At 65.9% G+C, this 17,067-nt stretch carries 16 protein-coding genes and 2 pseudogenes; 7 read left to right on the top strand and 11 right to left on the bottom strand.

The window, feature by feature from the left end:
* Positions 1 to 62 precede the first annotated feature (62 nt).
* The 4 genes from ACZK2V_RS08630 to ACZK2V_RS08615 all read left to right on the top strand — a co-directional run bounded on the left by ACZK2V_RS08630 (position 63) and on the right by ACZK2V_RS08615 (position 1,934).
* On the top strand, positions 63 to 296 hold the full coding sequence (locus ACZK2V_RS08630; protein ID WP_032128272.1) for a hypothetical protein: 234 nt from the start codon (positions 63 to 65) through the stop codon (positions 294 to 296).
* Between the two features lie 135 nt (positions 297 to 431).
* On the top strand, positions 432 to 671 hold the full coding sequence (locus ACZK2V_RS08625; protein WP_329810771.1) for a hypothetical protein: 240 nt from the start codon (positions 432 to 434) through the stop codon (positions 669 to 671).
* Between the two features lie 24 nt (positions 672 to 695).
* Positions 696 to 941, top strand: coding sequence for a hypothetical protein (locus tag ACZK2V_RS08620; RefSeq protein WP_121503703.1), 246 nt, complete (start codon positions 696 to 698; stop codon positions 939 to 941).
* 138 nt (positions 942 to 1,079) lie between these two features.
* Positions 1,080 to 1,934, top strand: coding sequence for an endonuclease/exonuclease/phosphatase family protein (locus ACZK2V_RS08615; protein WP_329810772.1), 855 nt, complete (start codon positions 1,080 to 1,082; stop codon positions 1,932 to 1,934).
* 19 nt (positions 1,935 to 1,953) lie between these two features.
* On the opposite strand, the gene ACZK2V_RS08610 is transcribed toward ACZK2V_RS08615, so the two are convergent.
* Positions 1,954 to 2,217, bottom strand: a complete 264-nt coding sequence (locus ACZK2V_RS08610) for a hypothetical protein (RefSeq protein WP_329810773.1) — start codon at positions 2,215 to 2,217, stop codon at positions 1,954 to 1,956.
* A gap of 140 nt (positions 2,218 to 2,357) precedes the next feature.
* On the opposite strand from ACZK2V_RS08610, the gene ACZK2V_RS08605 reads away from it, so the two are divergent.
* Complete coding sequence (locus ACZK2V_RS08605; protein ID WP_049400330.1) at positions 2,358 to 2,735, top strand: VOC family protein; 378 nt, start codon at positions 2,358 to 2,360, stop codon at positions 2,733 to 2,735.
* 41 nt (positions 2,736 to 2,776) lie between these two features.
* Here the strand turns inward: ACZK2V_RS08605 and ACZK2V_RS08600 are convergent, their stop codons facing one another.
* The 6 genes from ACZK2V_RS08600 to ACZK2V_RS08575 form a co-directional block, all read right to left on the bottom strand.
* Positions 2,777 to 4,198: an efflux transporter outer membrane subunit gene (locus ACZK2V_RS08600; RefSeq protein ID WP_329810774.1), complete on the bottom strand. Its 1,422-nt coding sequence runs from the start codon at positions 4,196 to 4,198 to the stop codon at positions 2,777 to 2,779.
* Complete coding sequence (locus ACZK2V_RS08595; protein ID WP_012510730.1) at positions 4,192 to 4,929, bottom strand: SDR family oxidoreductase; 738 nt, start codon at positions 4,927 to 4,929, stop codon at positions 4,192 to 4,194. The genes ACZK2V_RS08600 and ACZK2V_RS08595 overlap by 7 nt, the downstream gene beginning before the upstream one ends.
* 64 nt (positions 4,930 to 4,993) lie before the next feature.
* On the bottom strand, positions 4,994 to 8,164 hold the full coding sequence (locus tag ACZK2V_RS08590) for an efflux RND transporter permease subunit (RefSeq protein ID WP_032128264.1): 3,171 nt from the start codon (positions 8,162 to 8,164) through the stop codon (positions 4,994 to 4,996).
* 127 nt (positions 8,165 to 8,291) lie between these two features.
* Positions 8,292 to 9,518 (bottom strand): efflux RND transporter periplasmic adaptor subunit, encoded by a 1,227-nt coding sequence (locus tag ACZK2V_RS08585; protein ID WP_032128263.1) that lies wholly within the window; start codon positions 9,516 to 9,518, stop codon positions 8,292 to 8,294.
* A 91-nt stretch (positions 9,519 to 9,609) separates the two neighbouring features.
* Complete coding sequence (locus ACZK2V_RS08580; RefSeq protein WP_049423570.1) at positions 9,610 to 10,380, bottom strand: SDR family NAD(P)-dependent oxidoreductase; 771 nt, start codon at positions 10,378 to 10,380, stop codon at positions 9,610 to 9,612.
* A complete protein-coding gene (locus ACZK2V_RS08575; RefSeq protein ID WP_486323114.1) occupies positions 10,377 to 10,604 on the bottom strand; it encodes a hypothetical protein in 228 nt (75 codons plus the stop codon). The genes ACZK2V_RS08580 and ACZK2V_RS08575 overlap by 4 nt, the downstream gene beginning before the upstream one ends.
* Before the next feature lie 147 nt (positions 10,605 to 10,751).
* On the opposite strand from ACZK2V_RS08575, the gene ACZK2V_RS08570 reads away from it, so the two are divergent.
* Positions 10,752 to 11,783, top strand: coding sequence for a LysR family transcriptional regulator (locus ACZK2V_RS08570; RefSeq protein WP_005409107.1), 1,032 nt, complete (start codon positions 10,752 to 10,754; stop codon positions 11,781 to 11,783).
* Between the two features lie 336 nt (positions 11,784 to 12,119).
* Here the strand turns inward: ACZK2V_RS08570 and ACZK2V_RS08565 are convergent, their stop codons facing one another.
* On the bottom strand, positions 12,120 to 12,815 hold the full coding sequence (locus tag ACZK2V_RS08565; RefSeq protein ID WP_008267948.1) for a YiaD family glycine zipper/OmpA-like lipoprotein: 696 nt from the start codon (positions 12,813 to 12,815) through the stop codon (positions 12,120 to 12,122).
* A gap of 139 nt (positions 12,816 to 12,954) precedes the next feature.
* Positions 12,955 to 14,368 (bottom strand): annotated as a pseudogene (locus tag ACZK2V_RS08560) (cryptochrome/photolyase family protein).
* Positions 14,369 to 14,477: 109 nt separating this feature from the next.
* Here ACZK2V_RS08560 and ACZK2V_RS08555 point away from each other — a divergent pair.
* Positions 14,478 to 15,062: a hypothetical protein gene (locus ACZK2V_RS08555; RefSeq protein WP_486323113.1), complete on the top strand. Its 585-nt coding sequence runs from the start codon at positions 14,478 to 14,480 to the stop codon at positions 15,060 to 15,062.
* Between the two features lie 19 nt (positions 15,063 to 15,081).
* Here ACZK2V_RS08555 and ACZK2V_RS08550 read toward each other — a convergent pair whose 3' ends face one another.
* Entirely contained in the window at positions 15,082 to 15,696 is a 615-nt protein-coding gene (locus ACZK2V_RS08550; RefSeq protein ID WP_486323112.1) for an inorganic diphosphatase, read from the bottom strand.
* Positions 15,697 to 15,706: 10 nt separating this feature from the next.
* Positions 15,707 to 17,054: pseudogene (locus tag ACZK2V_RS08545) on the bottom strand (purple acid phosphatase family protein).
* Positions 17,055 to 17,067 lie beyond the last annotated feature (13 nt).

Raw genomic sequence — 17,067 nt, 5'->3', positions numbered from 1 at the left:
TGGTTCGCGTGTTACACACGCCATGCGCATGTGCGCGATTGCAGAAAGCAAGGACGATGCTTATGAAACTGCAACTGGCCGCGATGGCCGCGTTGGTGATGGCAACGGCAACCCTGGCTCCGGTGGCGGACGCCAATGCCGGGGGACCGAAAGAAAATGTTTCGTGCGTGCCGGTGAAAGTGGACCACAACCGGGTCCACCAGCACTGCACGGAAACCTACACCGATGAGTTCGGCAACGTGTACGAAGCCGAGTACTGGATCGACGAGTACGGCAACCCTTACCTGCGCGACTGAGCCGGCAGGGGACTGCGCCGGGCCGCCCGCCGGGCCGGCGCGCATGCAGCAGCTGCCGCTCGGGTGCATGCTCTACCCGGGGGTAGTTGCACGACACCGCGCAGATGCGCGATTGCAGACACAAGGATGATGCCCATGAAACTGCACCTGGCCTCGATGGCCGCACTGGCCGTGGCCTTCGCTGGAATGATGTCGAGCGGCAACGCCAATGCCGGGGTTACCAGCCCACCCGGCAGCGTGACGCGCTGCGAACCATTTGAAGTGGAGCGCTACCGCATCCACCAGCATTGCGTCGTGACCATGCCCGATGCGGACGGCGAGATTTTCCTCACCGAGTACTGGATCGACGAATACGGCAACCCGTATCTGATGTAATCCTCATCGACAAGGAGTGTGGGAATGAGACTGCATAAAGGCGTATCGGTGTGTTCGCTTGCCACCGTGCTGGCCGTGCTGATGCTGGCCCCCGTCGCCACCACAACGGCTGCCGAGGTCATCGAGGTCCAGGAAGAGTGTGTGCCCTTCCGCATCGCTGGCAACGTGTTCCACCAGCGCTGCACGTCGTACGTGGTCTACGACGACGGCACCCGCGAAGTCACCAGTCATTACAACCGTGACGAGAACGGGATGATCTACGACCCCTGATCGCGCCCGCGCGATCCGCCGGGCGGGACCTTCACCGCCCGCCCGGCGTCTTCCATCCGCCCATCCCGGCATATCGCCGACCCCACCGTCCATGGCATGCTTCATGAAACCGTTTTCATGGAATGGAGGAATTCCACGATGTTGTCGCGTTTCCGTCGCCCTGCGCTGTGTGCGCTGCTGGCGCTTGCTCTGCCCGCCGTCGCCTGGGCTGCTGCGCCGGCGCCACTGAAAGTGATGTCGTTCAATGTCCGTACCCCGGCCGATACCGAACCGGGCAAGCGCTGGCCGGACCGTCGCGATGCCATGGTCAAGGTCATCCTCGATGCACACCCGGCCGTGATTGGCACGCAGGAGCTGGTGAAGGAACAGGCCGACTTCCTGTCCGGGCATCTGCCCGGCTACCGCTGGTTCGGTGAAGGCCGCCGCGGTGGCAGCGGCGATGAACACATGGGCGTGTTCTACGACAGCAAGGTGCTGGCCATCGAGGAATCCGGCAACTTCTGGTTATCCGATACGCCCGAAGTACCCGGCAGCATCACCTGGGGCAACCTGTACCCGCGCATGGTCACCTGGGCCCTGTTCCGGCGCCTGGATGATGGCCGCCGTTTCTACTTCATGAATACCCACCTTCCCTACCGCGACGAGGACGAACCGCGCCGGGTGAAGGGTGCCGAGCTGATCGGCAAGCACCTGCAAGCCCTGCCTGCCGACCTGCCGGTGGTCCTGACCGGTGACTTCAACAGCGAGCCCGGCGGTGACACCTACAAGGCGTTCACCCGCCTGCTGCAGGACACACGCACGCAGGTGAAGGCACCGCAGGGACCACGCCTGACCTTCCACGACTTCACCGGCAAGGCCACCGTGCAGCTGGACTGGGTGCTGGTGCGCGGCTTCCATGCCCGCAGTTTCCTCACCGATGACCGCCGCATCGACGGCGTGCTGCCGTCGGATCACTTCCCGCTGGTGGTCGAGCTGGACTGGCCGAAGCACTGAATCTCTGCGGCAGCCGTGGCTACCGCGGCGGCTGCCGCGACAACAGCCGGTACAACGCCTGGTGCTGGTTGCGCGCCTGGCAGATGCGGGCGCCGACAGCAAGGAACACGGCAACGCCGATCAGGCCCAGCCCCAGCATCGGATCAGGCAGTCGCAGGAAACCGATCGCAGCGGCCATCGTCGCCAGCACCAGCAGCACAACGACCGCCACCGAAAGGCCCGCGCCGGGTGGCCCCGGGTCGCCAAACAGCATGCGCTGGGTATCCCGCCTGTCATCACTCATCGTCTTTACTCCCTGGAATCTGCCCCACTAGTTACACGGCGGACACGGCTTCCGGCAGAGTCAGAAACGTCACGACTGTGACAACGTCCACAGCACACACCGCGCTACCCTGGCCTCGTTCCCGAACTGTGGAGAAAGGCATGGCACACCAGAGCCGCCTGGCCGGTTTCATCATCGATTGCGAGGGCATTCCCGCCGACGAAGGTGCCCGCTTCTGGTCCGCCGCGCTCGGCCTGCAGGCGCAGCCCGCCTATGCCGAAGACGGCGCCGAGTACGCCGACCTGCAGGGCGCGCCCGCAGGCCTGAACGTGGAGGTGCAACGCGTCAATCACCCTTCACGGGTGCACCTGGACATCGAGAGTGACGACATCGACGCCGAGGCCGACCGCCTGGAGAAGCTCGGCGCGCGCCGGATAGGCTTCATCAAACGCTGGTGGGTGATGGAAGCACCGACCGGCCATCGTTTCTGCATCGTGCGCATGCGCGAGCGCGAGATACCAGCCAATCACTGGCCCTGAAAGAAGAAAGGGACGGAAGCCGCTGCTTCCGCCCCCTGCGGTTACTGCACCTGCGCCACACTCGCCGGCTGCGGTGATTGACCCCAACCACCCAGCGCCTTGTACACCCCCACCACGCTGACGTTGACCTCGGACTCGGCCGCGGCCAACGCATCATCGGCTGCCAGCTGCGTACGCTGCGCATCCAGCAGGGTCAGGAAGTCCTCCGAGCCCTCGCGATAGCGGATCTGCGCCAGCGACTCGGCACGGCGTGCCGCCTGCGCCTGCTCGACCACGATCGCCAGCCGCGCCTGCTGCTTGGAATAGCGGGTCAGCGCGTTCTCGGTGTCTTCCAGTGCCAGCAGCACCGTCTGCTCATACTGTGCTGCCACGCCTTCGGCCTCGGCCTTGCTGGCACGCAGGCGTGCACGTACGGTGCCGAAATCGAAGGCCGCCCAGCTCAGCGACGGCGTCAGCGACCAGGCCTTGTTGTTGCCATTGACCAGGCCACTGGCATCGCCACCGAGGAAGCCGACGAATCCGGACAGCGACAGCCGCGGGAACAGATCCGCCGTGGCCACGCCCACCCGCGCGGTAGCGGCGGCAAGACGACGCTCGGCCACGCGCACGTCGGCGCGTTGGCGCAGCAGCTCGCGGGTATCGCCCAGCGGCAGCGCCTTGGCGAATGCCGGCACTTCGTGCGGCGCAAGCATGGCGGTCAGCGTTTCCGGACGCTGGCCCAGCAGAACCGCCAGGCGGTTGCGCGACTGCGTTTCGGCCACTTCCAGCAGCGGAATGTCGGCCTCGATCGCCTTCAGCCGGGCACGACTGCTCTGCACGTCCAGCTCGCTGCCGGCGCCCAGCTCCCAGCGTGCCTCGGTCAGCTTCTGCGTCTCGCGCAGATTGACCAGGGTGTGCTGGGCCACGGCGATGCGCTTCTGTGTGCCGCGCAGCTCGAAGTAGTTGCGTGCCACTTCGGCGGCGATCAGTACCTGTGCGTCGGCCAGGTTGGCCTGCTCGGCGTCGAGGTCGGCACGCGCGGCTTCTGCAGCACGGCGCTTGCGGCCGAACAGATCCAGCTCCCAGCCCGCATCGAAGCCGAGCTGGTAGCTTTCACTGAACACCCGCTGCCCACCCAGCTGCGGATCGGGTTGCTTGCGGCGATCGTAGCTGCCGCCCGCGGTAACGTGGGGCGCCTGGTCGAAGCGGCTTTCGACGAACACCGCGCGGGCCTGGCTGACGCGGGCCACGGCCACGCGCAGGTCCAGGTTGTCCGAAAGTGCGCCGTGAACCAGTTCTTCCAACACCGGATCATCGAACTGCGCCCACCAGCTCGCCACCGGCGAGGTGGTGCTGAACACCGGCTGCTGCGCCCCCTGCAGCACCACCGGTTCCTGCACCGGGGCCTTGTAGTTCGGGCCGACGCTGACACAGCCTGCCAGCACCAGACAGGAGACCGCCATCGCCAACGTACGGATCACCATGGCAGCACCTCGCCCAGGTAAGTGAAGCTGCCGTTCGGGCCTTCATGGCCGATCAGTGCCATCTGCACGCTGGAGCGCGCGCCTTCGCTGATCTCGATCTCGCCGTGTCCGCCGTTCATATCGGTTTTCACGTAACCCGGATGCACGGTATTGACCTTGATCTGGGTGCTGCGCAGTTCATGCGCCAGTGCCAGCGTCCAGCTGTTCACCGCTGCCTTGGAGGCGTTGTACGCGGGGATCTTGAAATCGTAGATGCCCGAGGTCGGATCAGCGTGCAGGGTCTGCGAGCCGAGCATGCTCGAAACGTTGACGATGCGCCCGGACTTGGCCTGCCTGACCAGTGGCAGGAAGGCCTGGGTCACCGCAACCAGTGCGTACACGTTGGTGTCGAAAGTGCGCTTCCAGGTATCCAGCGACTGTTCGGACGGCGCCTGCGCCGGGTTCTCGATCATGATGCCGGCGTTGTTGACCAGGATGTCCAGGCGCCCATGGCGCTGGCGTACCTGCTCGACCGCTTCGGCGATGCTGGCGGCATCGGTCACGTCCAGCTGGATGGCTTCCACCGGCAGGCCCTCGGCCTGCAGCTTCAGCGCCTGCTCTACGGCGGTCTCGCGCTTGCGGCCGGCCAGCAGCGTATGCACGCCGGCCTGGGCCAGCTGGCGCACGGTCTCGGCGCCGATGCCGCGGGTGGCGCCGGTGACCAGCGCGATCTTGTTCTGATGAGAGTTCATGGATTCTTGCCTCGTGAGGGGGAAGCCGCCGCCGGCCAGCGACCGGCGGCGACGGGGTTCCATGTCAGTGGTGGATGGTCGGCTCGCCGTGCTGCACCAGCTGGCCACCACCGTTGCGGGTGACGAACTTGCGCAGGGCCACGTAGAACACCGGGGTGAGGAACAGGCCGAACAGGGTCACGCCCAGCATGCCGGCGAACACGGTGATACCGGTCACCGAGCGCACCTCGGCACCTGCACCGTGCGACAGCACCAGCGGTACGGTGCCGGCGATGAACGCGATGGAGGTCATCACGATCGGGCGCAGGCGCAGGCGGCAGGCTTCCAGCGCAGCTTCAACGATACCCTTGCCGCCCATCTCCAGCTCTCTGGCAAATTCGACGATCAGGATCGCGTTCTTGCACGCCAGGCCCATCAGCACCACCAGGCCGACCTGCACGAACACGTTGTTGTCACCACCGGTCAGCCACACGCCGAACAGCGCGGACAGCAGGGTCATCGGCACGATCAGGATCACCGCCAGCGGCAGCGACCAGCTCTCGTACAGCGCGGCCAGCACCAGGAAGGCCAGCATGATCGCCACCGGGAACACGATGAAGGCGGCCTTGCCCTGGGTTGCCTGCTGGTAGCTCAGGTCGGTCCATTCGGTGGTCATGCCCACCGGCAGCACCTTGCCGGCGATCTCGGTCAGCTTGTTCATCGCCTCGGCCGAAGACAGCAGGCGCGGGTCAGCTTCACCGGCCAGATCCGCCGCCGGATAGCCATTGAAGCGCAGCACCGGGTCCGGGCCGAAGGTCTGCTTGATGGTGACCATCGATCCGATCGGCACCATCTCGCCGCGGTCATTGCGGGTACGCAGCTTGCCGATGTCCTCGACCGTTTCGCGGTACGGACCGTCCGCCTGCGCGATGACCTGCCAGGTACGGCCGAACTGGTTGAAGTCGTTGACGTAGGCCGAGCCGAGGTAGGTCTGCAGCGTGTCGAACAGTTCGGTGAGCTGCACGCCCTGTGCCTTGGCCTTGACGCGGTCGACCTCGGCATCCAGCTGCGGCACATTGGCCTGGTAGCTGGAAATCGGGAAGGCCATGCCCGGCGTCTGCGCAACGGTTCCCTGCATCGCCTGTACGGCATTCTGCAGCGCGCCGTAACCCAGGTTGCCACGGTCCTCGATGAACATCTGGTAGCCGTTGCCGTTGCCCAGGCCGAGGATCGGCGGCGGCATCATCGAGAAGGCGAAGCCTTCCTGCAGGCCGGCGATCTTCTGGTTGATCTCGGCGTTGATCTGCGCGGCGGTACGGCCATGACGCTCGGCGAACGGCTTGAGCGGAATGAACGCCACACCGGTGTTCGGCGTGTTGGTGAACTGCAGCGCGTTCAAACCCGGGAACGAGATGGTGTGGGCCACGCCATCGGTTTCCTGGGCGATCTTGGCGACCTTGCGCAGCATTTCATCGGTACGCGCGATCGACGAACCTTCCGGCAACTTCACACCCGCGATCAGGTACAGCTTGTCCTGGGTCGGGATGAAGCCCGGCGGCACCAGCTTGAAGATCACACCGGTACCGACCAGCAGGATCGCGTAGACCACGAACACCGCACCACGACGGCCGAGGATGCGAGCCACGCCACGCTCGTACTTCTCCGAACTGGACTTGAAGAAGCGGTTGAACGGACGGAACACCCAGCCGAACAGGCGGTCGATCAAGCGGCTCGGGCCGTCCTTCGGCGCACCATGGGCCTTCAGCAGGCGCGCAGCCAGGGCCGGCGACAGGGTCAGCGAGTTGATCGCCGAGATCACCGTGGAGATGGCGATGGTGACCGCGAACTGCTTGTAGAACTGGCCAGTGACACCCGACAGGAAGGCCATCGGCACGAACACGGCACACAGCACCAGCGCGATCGCGATGATCGGGCCGGACACCTCACGCATGGCCTGGTGGGCCGCGGCGGTGGGCGACAGGCCTTCCTCGATGTTGCGCTCGACGTTCTCCACCACCACGATCGCGTCATCGACCACGATGCCGATCGCCAGCACCAGGCCGAACAGGCTCAGCGTGTTGATCGAGAAGCCCAGCAGGTACAGCGCGGCGAAGGTACCGACCACCGACACCGGCACCGCGATCAGCGGAATGATCGACGCACGCCAGGTCTGCAGGAACAGGATCACCACCAGCACCACCAGCGCGATGGCTTCCAGCAGCGTGGAGACCACGGCCTTGATCGAGTCGCGCACGAAGATGGTGGTGTCATACACGGCTTCGTACTTCACGTCGGCCGGCATGGTCTTCTGCATCTCGTCCATCGTCGAGATGACCTGGTCACGGATCTCCAGTGCATTGGCACCCGGCGACTGGAAGATACCGATACCCACCGCGTTCTTGCCGTCCAGCTGCGAACGCAGGGTGTAGTCACCGGCACCCAGTTCCAGGCGGGCCACATCGGCCAGGCGCACGATCTCGCCATCAACACCGCTCTTGAGCACGATGTCGCCGAATTCCTTTTCAGTCTTCAAGCGGCCCTGGGCATTGATCAGGGTCAGGAACTGGCTGTTCGGCAGCGGTTCGGCGCCGAGCTGGCCGGCCGAGACCTGCACGTTCTGCTCACGCATGGCGCGCACTACGTCACTGGCGGTCAGGCCGCGCGAGGCGACCTTGTCCGGGTCCAGCCAGGCGCGCATGGCGTAGTCACCACCACCGAAGATCTGCGCGTCACCCACGCCCGGAATACGCGCCAGCGCATCCTTGACGTGCAGACGGGCGTAGTTGCGCAGGTACAGGGTGTCGTACTTGCCGTTCGGCGAGGTCAGGTGCACCACCATCAGGAAGGTCGGTGACTGCTTCTGCGTGGTCACGCCCTGCCGGCGCACGTCCTCGGGCAGGCGCGCCTGCGCCTGCGCCACGCGGTTCTGCACCTTCACCGCCGCCGCGTCCGGGTCGGTGCCCGGGCGGAAGGTGACGGTCATCTGCAGCACACCGTCCGAGCCGGCCACCGACTTCAGGTACATCATGCCTTCGACGCCGTTGATCGCCTCTTCAAGCGGGGTGGCGACGGTCTCGGCGATGACCTTGGGGTTGGCGCCCGGATACACCGTGCGCACGACCACCGACGGCGGTACCACTTCGGGGTACTCGCTGATCGGCAGGATCGGAATCGTGATCAGGCCTGCGGCGAAGATCACGATCGACAGCACCGCCGCGAAGATCGGCCTGTCGATGAAGAAACGGGAAAAGTCCATGGAGGAATTCCTGGGAAAGGCGTTCGGCGGGCAACAGCCTCCCCGCCCCTCGCCGAGATGACGAAGGCAGGGAAGGCTGCTGCTGGCGCCGGCAGCTAAGCGGGGACGCGGATCAGGAGACGGCGGATCAGTGGTTCAGCGCGGCGGTGGCATCGCGGCCCGGTGCCGGTGGCGCAGCCTGCGGCTGCATCGCCACGGCCTTGGCCTGCACGGGCATGCCCGGCATGAAGACCTTCTGCACGCCGTCGATGATCACCTTGTCGCCGGCCGCCAGGCCATGCTCGACAATACGCAGGCCGTCGGCGGTGCGGCCGAGCTGGATGTCGCGGCGCTGGGCCTTGCCATCCTTGTCGACCACGTACACGTACTTGCGATCCTGGTCGGTCAGAACAGCCTTCTCGTCGATCAGCAGGGCCTGGAACTGGCCGCTGCCGAGCAACTGCACGCGGGCGAACAGGCCCGGCGTGAACTGGCGATCGGCGTTGTCCAGCAGCGCGCGGACGCGGATGGTGCCGGTGCTGCGTGCCACCTGGTTGTCAAGGAAGTCGACCTTGCCCGAATGCGGGTAACCCTCTTCGCCGGACAGGCCGACCTTCACCGGCAGATCGCTGTCACGCTCGCTCGGGCGTTCACCCTTGCGTGCCATCTGTGCATAGCGAAGGAAAGTGCTTTCATCGGCATCGAAGTAGACGAACACGGTATCCAGCGAGACCAGCGTGGTCAGCACGCTGGCGCTGTCGCCGGCGGTGACCAGGTTGCCGGCGGTGACCATCGCGCGGCCGGCGCGGCCGTCGATCGGCGCACGCACCTTGGTGAACTCCAGGTTGAGGCGGGCCGCATCCAGCGCAGCCTGGGCCGCCTGTACGGCGGCACCGGACTGGTCAGCCGCAGCGCGACGCTGCTCGGCCGTCTCGGTGGAAATGGCCTGCTGCTCGGACAAACGCTTGGCACGCTCGGATTCACTGCGGGCCAGCGTGGCCTGGGTGCGGGCGCGGGCCAGTTCGGCAGCGGCGCGATCGTACTCGGCCTGGTAGCTGCGCGCGTCGATGGTGAAGAGCACTTCGCCCTTCTTCACTTCCTGGCCTTCGACGTAGTTGACCTTGTCGATGTAGCCGGACACGCGCGGGCGCAGTTCAACGCTCTGTACCGCTTCGACGCGGCCGCTGAACTCGTCCCACTGGCTGACCTGCTTGACCAGCACCGGTGCAGCACTGACCTGCGGCGGCGGCGGTGCACCGGCTTCTTCGGCGTGGCCGCCGCTGCAGGCCGCCAGCACGGCTGCGGCGAGGATCGACACGCCGACCATCGCGATGCGATGGCCGAAACGATGTGGGGTGGAATTGGGGGAAGTCATGGCATGCATCCGTACGGAGGGGTGGTACAGCTAGATGAGAACGTGTTGCAAAAACAGGCGGCGTATCCTGCGACCTCAACCATGGTCGAGGTCAAGCGACGCCTGCGGTATCGCGCCACAGGGGAGGAACGTCCAGGTGCAGCAGGCCGCGCGGCAGTTCGGCATCACTGCTGTCGCAGCGGACGATGGCGCGGTTGTCGCGGCAGCCGTCGAGCAGGGAGACCACGCGACGGCCGACCAGCAGTGAGCTGGGCCACTCGATGCAGGCATTGGCCGCGTTGGCCGGCGTACACACCGGGCTGCAGACTTCCAGCATCTGCGCGCGCACGCCCAATGCCTGGGCTTCCTGGTGCACCACCTGCGCGTACATACGCAGCGCCGCAGTGGTGATCGAGGTTTCGCCGTAGCCCGCCCATGGCTTGGCATTGGCCGGGCTGCCGATCATCACGTAGCGGCGCGCATGCACGTTGTCCTGCAGCAGCGGCAGCAGATGACGCACTGCGTGCACGTGCGGCATCAGATCGGCCTGCATCGCGCCCAGCAGTTCATCGCCGTTGCGGTCAGTCACCCGGCCGCGACGGTAAGGGCCGCCCATTGCGGCGATCACTGCCGCCAGCGGACGCGGGCGATGCGCGATGCGTTCGGCCAGTACGCGCGCCGAGCCGTCATCGCTGAGCGAACCCAGCAGCGTCTCCAGGCCCGGCTCATCGGCGAACTGCTCATGCAGCGCCGCCAGCCGGCCCGGGTCGCGACCGACCACCAGCACCGGGCTGCCGGCTTCCAGCAGTGCGCCAACCACGCCCTGGCCGACGGCACCGGTGCCGCCGAGGACCAGGACTTCGGGCGTCAGCATCCCATTCACGGGACATTTCCTCCCAAATCCGGGACAGTCCCGATTCGACGCAGCCGGTCGCCCTTGTGCGGGGCCAGGCGGATGGCACCGCCACGCTGCTGACGCATCGGCGCGGTAAACTCACGGAAGTCCTTGTGTACCAAGGAACTCGGGCGGACTTCAACGGTCATTGCCAGGTCCAGGGTGCTCTGGCCGGCGTTCCGGAGACGGGCAAGAATGTTGCGCAGGCTCATGGCGGACGGGCTCCAAATAACGAATGGCGCCACGATAGACCTCAAACCTTTACTTGATTAGTCCTGATTAAGGGGAATAATCATCCCGCTCCCGGTCCAATCGTTCTGTCACGATTGTCCCATCCCCGACGTCCAGGATCCCAGACCATGTCCCACGATCTCAACGAGACGCTGATCTTCGTCAAAGTGGTCGAACAAGGCAGTTTCATTGCCGCTGCCAAATCGCTCGGCCTGCCCAAGACCACGGTCAGCCGCAAAGTGCAGGAGCTGGAAACGCGCCTCGGTGCGCGCCTGCTGCACCGGACCACCCGCCGCCTCGGCCTGACCGAAGCGGGTTCGATCTACCACGAACATTGCCAGCGCATCGCGCGCGAGCTGGAAGAAGCCGAGAGCGCGGTGAGCCAGCTGCAGTCCGGTCCGCGCGGCTGGCTGCGCTTCACCGTGCCCTACTCGATCGGCATCACCTGGATTGCACCGCTGCTCGGCCAGTTCCATGCGCAGTACCCGGAGATCCGGCTGGACATGCATATGGGCAACGAGAAGCTGGACCTGATTGCAGGTGAGGCGGACCTGGCCCTGCGCGTGGGTGCCCTGCCCGATTCCAACCTGGTGGCACGCAAGCTGGGCAGCCTGCGCACGCAGGTGTTCGCCAGCCCGGCCTACATCGAACGCTATGGTGAGCCGCTGCACCCGGAAGAGCTGCAGTTCCATCGCATCCTGGCGATGCGAAAGCCGTACCACACCGGCAACTCGCCGCGCTTCACCTGGCAGCTGGGCGAGAACGGCGGCGAGCTGCGCGACTTCCCTGTTACCCCGCTGATGACCGCCAACGACATGTCTGCGTTGAATGGTGCATTGGTGTGCGGCGAAGGCCTGCTGCTGACCGGCGACGTGATGGCCAAGCCGTTCGTCGAGTCGGGCATGGTACGGCGCGTGCTGGCCGGCTGGACTGGCCCGGAAGTGGACTTCAACGCCGTGTTCGCCGGTGGCCGCCTGGTCTCGCCGAAGGTGCGTGCATTCGTCGACTTCCTGGTCGAGAAGCTCAACTTCGACGCCAATTACATGCTGGCGCAGTGCCCGGGCGCGAAGCTGGCGCAGCAGCAGAAGGAAAAGGAAGACGCGGCGCTGGAAAGCAGCGGCAAGCGGATCCTGGAGAAGGTGGCCGCTTCGGCCGCATGACCGGAAGCATCCACGCATGGCATGGATCTACCGGCATTCCGTAGAGTCGAGCTTGCTCGACTGCTCTTGCGCTTCAGTCGAGCAAGCTCGACTCTACGGGCGCTATCGGTGTGCCGAGCAACGCTCGGCACCCACAAAAATGCCGCCTGCAAGGGCGGCATTTTCGTTCCGGCTACGTGGCTTTCGGTAGATGCCGACCTTGGTCGGCGCCGTTTGGAGAAACCGCGACCGGGAGCGCTATCGGCGTGCCGAGCAAGCTCGGCACCTACAGAAAATGCCGCCTGCAAGGGCGGCATTTTCGTTCCGGCTACGCCGGAACAGCAGTAACGCTACGCGTTACTGCTTCAGGGGAATCACGCGGATCTCGACGCGGCGGTTCTTGGCGCGGCCGGCATCGGTGCTGTTGTCGGCAATCGGGTACGACTTGCCGGCGCCCAGGGTTTCGATGCGCACGCTCTGCACGCCCTGGCCGATCAGGTACTGCGCGACCGAGTCGGCACGTTCCTTCGACAGGCGGTTGTTGACCGCGTCACTGCCGATGCTGTCGGTGTGGCCGACCACTTCGATCATGGTCTGGTTGTAGTCACGCAGGGTGCCTGCCACGCCATTGAGCGAGCCGTAGAACTGCGGCTTCAGGGTCGCCTTGCCGAAGTCGAAGGTGATGCCGTCCGGCAGGTTCAGCATGATGTTGTCGCCCTGGCGCTGCACATCAATGCCGGTGTTGGCAGTGCGCTCGCGCAGTGCGCGTTCCTGGCGATCCTGGTACTGGCCTACCGCGGCGCCGCTGAGCGCGCCGATACCGGCGCCGATCAGCGCATGCTGACGACGCTCCGTGGCGCTGTCACCGGTCAGCAGGCCGGCGGCTACGCCGATGGCGGTGCCGATCAGCGCGTTGCGGCCGGTGCGGTTCTGCTGCTCGGTCGGGTTGCCGTACTGGTCACTCTGTACGTAGGAGCCGCCCGTGGCGCAGGCCGACAGGACGGCCGCACTCATCAGGGCCAGTGCGACGTTGCGGGTGGTGTTGCGGATCATGAGGTTCTCCTTGGTTTCCGGTCGGCCGGCGGCCTGCGGGCGCAAAGAGAATAAACAGCCCGATGCGATGCCGGAATGATGATCGGGCACACCGACAGGGCCGCGTTCAGCTAACTGACCAGATCGCTCAGGTCGCCCTTTACCCCGCCCCCGACTGGCGGTAAGCCGCCAATGCGGCGTCGCGGCCCGCGGCCAGGTCCACCAGCGGCGTGCGCGGATAGCCCGGGGCATGCGCAGCCAGCAGCAGCGGATGCTGCCAAGGCGCGAAGCGCGCCTTCACCGGCAGCGCGCCCAGTTCGGGCACCCAGCGGCTGATGTAGCGGGCCTGGGGGTCGAACTTCTCGGCCTGGGTCACGGGGTTGAACACGCGGAAGTAAGGTGCGGCATCGGCACCGGTCCCGGCCACCCACTGCCAGCCCATCGTGTTGTTGGCCAGGTCGGCATCGACCAGGGTGTCCCAGAACCAGCGCGCCATGCAGCCAGTGCGGGCGCAGGTGCTTGCACAGATAGCTGGCCACGATCATCCGCACCCGGTTGTGCATGTAACCGGTGTGCCACAGCTCGCGCAGGCCTGCATCGACGATCGGCACGCCGGTGTTGCCGCGCTGCCAGTCGTGCAGCTGCGCGGCACTCGGTGTGGCCCACGGGAAACGGTCAAAGCGCGGGTTGAGGTTGTCGGTCGGCGTCTTCGGGAAGTGATGCAGCAGGTGGTAGGCGAAGTCACGCCAGCCCAGTTGGCGAAGGTAGCCGTCGATGTCGGCGTCGGTACCGGCACTGCGCAGGCCTTCCAGCGCATGGGCAATGCGCCACGGTGCGATCTCGCCGAAATGCAGGTGCGGCGACATCCGCGAGGTGCCCACGCGATCTGGCAGGTCACGCTGCTCGCGGTAACCGCGCAGCGCACCGTCCTCGAACACGGACAGCGCCTCCAGCGCACCGGCTTCGCCTGGCTGCCAGTGCTCCCAGAAGCCGGTATCCCAGTCCAGCGTCGGTGCCAGCTGGAGATCATCCAATGCGAGGCTGTCGGCGGTGTGCGCCGCCAATGCCTTCGGCGCGGCCTGCAGGGCGGGCAGGCGCCAATGACTGAGCACGTTGCGCCAGTACGGAGTGAACACTTTGTACGGCTGGCCTTGCTGGGTGGCGATATCCCACGGCTCGAACAGCAGGCTGCCATTGCAGCTCTGCGCGTCGATGCCCTGCTCGCGCAACGTGCGCTTGATGGTGGCGTCGCGTGGCTGGGTGGCCGGTTCGTACCTGCGGTTCCAGTACACCGCCCCGGCGCCGGTCTGCTCGATCAGCAACTGCAGGGCCCGCAGGCTGTCACCACTGCGCAGCACCAGCGACGAACCGCGCACGCGCAGGTCGGCGTCCAACGCGGCCAGTGAACGGTGGCGCCACGCATCGGAGGCGGCACCCGGCACCCACTCACCCTCTTCGTGGGGCGCATGGATGTAGATCGGCACCACGTCGTGACCGGCATCCAGCGCGGCCTGCAGGGCCGGATTGTCCTGCAGCCGCAGATCATGGCGGAACCATACCAACGCTACCGACACAGGCACCGCCTTCGTTGTGGAAGGCGGACATGATAGCCAGCGGCGGTGAAGGCGTTGCACGCAGACGCCGTCTGCTAGGCTGCTGGGCCGCTCCTCGTTGGACCCCGCCATGGATGATCTGCACGCCTCATTCGCCCGCTTCAGGCTGATGCGGGCCCAGTACGAAGGTGACTGGCAGGGACCGTTCCCGTTACCACCGGTGCTGGCGCGATTCTACGCGCAGGTGGGACCGCTGGGTCATGAGATCAATGCGAAGATGGGCAACTCCGGCATCACCATTCCGGGCCTCCATGTCTGGATACCGCCGCTGCGACGCGTGTGGAGTCACCAGGCCGGCTATCGCTGGCATGGCATCAGCGGCGAGCCGATCGACAACTGGCCATCGAACTGGCTGGTGATTGCCGATCGCGGCGCCGATCCGTTCATCCTCGACATGGATGACGACCGTGTGCTGTTCAGTCACCACGGTGCGGGCCTGCTGGATGCCAGCGAGGTCACTACCGATGTACCGACCTTGATGGCGGCGTTGGCTGCTGCAGGCACGGTGTACCTCGATGCAGGCGATGACCTCTACAACGACGATGACGATGGCGGCATCCGCCCTGAACACCAGGAGGCAGCCGTACAGGCGGTGGCCCGGGTACTGGGCGACCGCCTGCAGGCCGAGTCGTTCATCGGGACGTTGCTGGACTGAATCCACGCATGGCGTGGATCTACTTCTCGAAACGCTGCATCGCTTCGCTGATCAGTACCCGCGCCTCGGCGGCGTTGCCCCAGCCATTGAGCTGCACCGGGTTGCGTCCCGCCGGCAGGTCCTTGTAAACCCGGAAGAACGCCTCGATGCGCTGACGCTCGACCTCCGGCAGATCCTTCAGGTCGCGGATGCTGGCGTAGGTCGGGTCGACCTTGTCGGTGGGCACGCCGATGATCTTCTCGTCGTGCTCGCCGCCATCGATCATCTTCAGGTAACCGATCGGCCGGAAGCGCACGATCACGCCCGGATGCAGCGGTTCACGGGTCAGCACCAGCGCGTCCAGCGGATCGTTGTCGCCGGCCAGAGTGCGCGGCATCGAGCCGTAGTTGGCCGGATAGGCGACCGGCATCGACTGGAAGCGGTCCACATGGACCAGGCCGTCTTCCTTGATCTCGTACTTGGTGATGCTGCCGGCCGGAATCTCCACCGCCAGATTCACCTCCTGTGGGGCCTGCTTCGGCTGGGCCACCAGGAACGGATGCAGCACGGTATCGGCAGCGGTCACCGCACTGGCCAGCAACAGCAGGGCGGCACCGATGGCGGCGAGCGGAAGGATGCGACGGGGCGTGGTCATATGCGTCTTCTCACTCCCAGCAGCGGTCGGCACGACCCTTGGCGGTCTGCGCGCGGGCAGTCGCGTGGCGTGATGCGACCTTCGGTCAGCTCCGTGCGCTGCTTGCCACCCTTGGCATCACGGCGCAGTTCGAAGGCATCGTAGAGACGGCCGGTCACCGTGCGTGCTTCATAGCGCAGGTGCTGCGGATCGATGTTCAACACCTGGAACAACTGGGTGTCCTCGGCCACCGGATCCATCGTCCTGCGGGCTTCGTCGGAAAGGCGGTACTGCTTCGGCCCGGCCACGGTCACCACGTACTGCGGCGTCGCAGCCTGCCCCTCGCCACGACGGCCATAGGTGTGATCGTGGCCCTGCAGCACCAGGTCGACGTTGTGGCGGCGTACGACCGGCAACAGCACGTCACGCAGCGCAGCGTTCTCGCGGCCTTCGCGGGGTGAGTAGAACGGCTGGTGCAGCAGCACAATGGTCCACGGCTGCCGGTTGCCGGCCAGCACCTTGTCCAGCCACTGCGCCTGTGCCTTGGCGGTGCCGAGGTCGAGTGCCGAGGTGCCATCGACCACCGCCACGCGTACACCCTGCGCATCGAACCAGTAGCTGGTCTGCTGCGCAGCGGTGGCGCCATTGCCCGGCAGCGCGAAGGTGACCGGCCAATGCTTGCCCAGCACGCGCCGCTCCTGCGGGGTGTCCTCGAATTCCTCGAAATACTCATGGTTGCCGATCGCCGGGGCCACCAGCGTTTCCTGCGCCAGCCAGCCGGTGGCAGCAAACCACTCGCCCCATTCGCTGTCATCCATGTTGTCGCCGCCGCTGACCAGGTCACCGGCGAACAGGCTCATGCGCGCCTGCGGTGCGGCCTTCTGCGCGGCGCGCACTACACGGCTGACATGGCTGACGTTCTTGTTCTGGGTATCACCGAAGTACAGCAGGGTCAGCGGCTGATCGGCCGCGGCCAGCGTGCGCAACTGGTTCCAGGCGCTCCAACTGCCGTTGCCCTGCACGCGGTAGACGTACTGGGTATCCGGCTGCAGGCCGCTGATGTCCGCGCGATGATGATGCGACAGCCCGTTCTCGGTCTGCAGCGCGCGGGTCGTTGCGCGCACCTGGCGGATGCCCTCGATGGCCGGCGAATCCCCGGCGAGGGCAATCTCGAGCAGCGGTGCCTGCACGCTGCCGTCAGTACGCCAGGCCACGGCGAAACCGTGGCTGGGATCCACCGCCGGCGAGGCGACGATGCGATCCGGCACCGGCGTCGCTGCGTAGTGGCGGCTGCCCGCTGGCACCTGGGTGTTGGGTTCGGCCGCTGCGAACGACAGCGACGGCAGTGCCAGCAGCAGGCCCAACGCCAGCGTGCGCATCACGCACTGCCGG

The organism is Stenotrophomonas sp. 93052_Sma (assembly GCF_056481145.1).
This window is presented reverse-complemented; position numbering and strand designations above follow the sequence as displayed.

Bases quoted from the DNA above. Each gene is read 5' to 3' on its own strand.
- ACZK2V_RS08605 (WP_049400330.1), top strand. From the start codon at position 2,358: ATGGCACACCAGAGCCGCCTGGCCGGTTTCATCATCGATTGCGAGGGC.
- ACZK2V_RS08610 (WP_329810773.1), bottom strand. From the start codon at position 2,217: ATGAGTGATGACAGGCGGGATACCCAGCGCATGCTGTTTGGCGACCCG.
- ACZK2V_RS08585 (WP_032128263.1), bottom strand. From the start codon at position 9,518: ATGACTTCCCCCAATTCCACCCCACATCGTTTCGGCCATCGCATCGCG.
- ACZK2V_RS08615 (WP_329810772.1), top strand. From the start codon at position 1,080: ATGTTGTCGCGTTTCCGTCGCCCTGCGCTGTGTGCGCTGCTGGCGCTT.
- ACZK2V_RS08595 (WP_012510730.1), bottom strand. From the start codon at position 4,929: ATGAACTCTCATCAGAACAAGATCGCGCTGGTCACCGGCGCCACCCGC.
- ACZK2V_RS08620 (WP_121503703.1), top strand. From the start codon at position 696: ATGAGACTGCATAAAGGCGTATCGGTGTGTTCGCTTGCCACCGTGCTG.
- ACZK2V_RS08625 (WP_329810771.1), top strand. From the start codon at position 432: ATGAAACTGCACCTGGCCTCGATGGCCGCACTGGCCGTGGCCTTCGCT.
- ACZK2V_RS08600 (WP_329810774.1), bottom strand. From the start codon at position 4,198: ATGGTGATCCGTACGTTGGCGATGGCGGTCTCCTGTCTGGTGCTGGCA.
- ACZK2V_RS08555 (WP_486323113.1), top strand. From the start codon at position 14,478: ATGGATGATCTGCACGCCTCATTCGCCCGCTTCAGGCTGATGCGGGCC.
- ACZK2V_RS08550 (WP_486323112.1), bottom strand. From the start codon at position 15,696: ATGACCACGCCCCGTCGCATCCTTCCGCTCGCCGCCATCGGTGCCGCC.
- ACZK2V_RS08565 (WP_008267948.1), bottom strand. From the start codon at position 12,815: ATGATCCGCAACACCACCCGCAACGTCGCACTGGCCCTGATGAGTGCG.
- ACZK2V_RS08590 (WP_032128264.1), bottom strand. From the start codon at position 8,164: ATGGACTTTTCCCGTTTCTTCATCGACAGGCCGATCTTCGCGGCGGTG.
- ACZK2V_RS08575 (WP_486323114.1), bottom strand. From the start codon at position 10,604: ATGAGCCTGCGCAACATTCTTGCCCGTCTCCGGAACGCCGGCCAGAGC.
- ACZK2V_RS08630 (WP_032128272.1), top strand. From the start codon at position 63: ATGAAACTGCAACTGGCCGCGATGGCCGCGTTGGTGATGGCAACGGCA.
- ACZK2V_RS08570 (WP_005409107.1), top strand. From the start codon at position 10,752: ATGTCCCACGATCTCAACGAGACGCTGATCTTCGTCAAAGTGGTCGAA.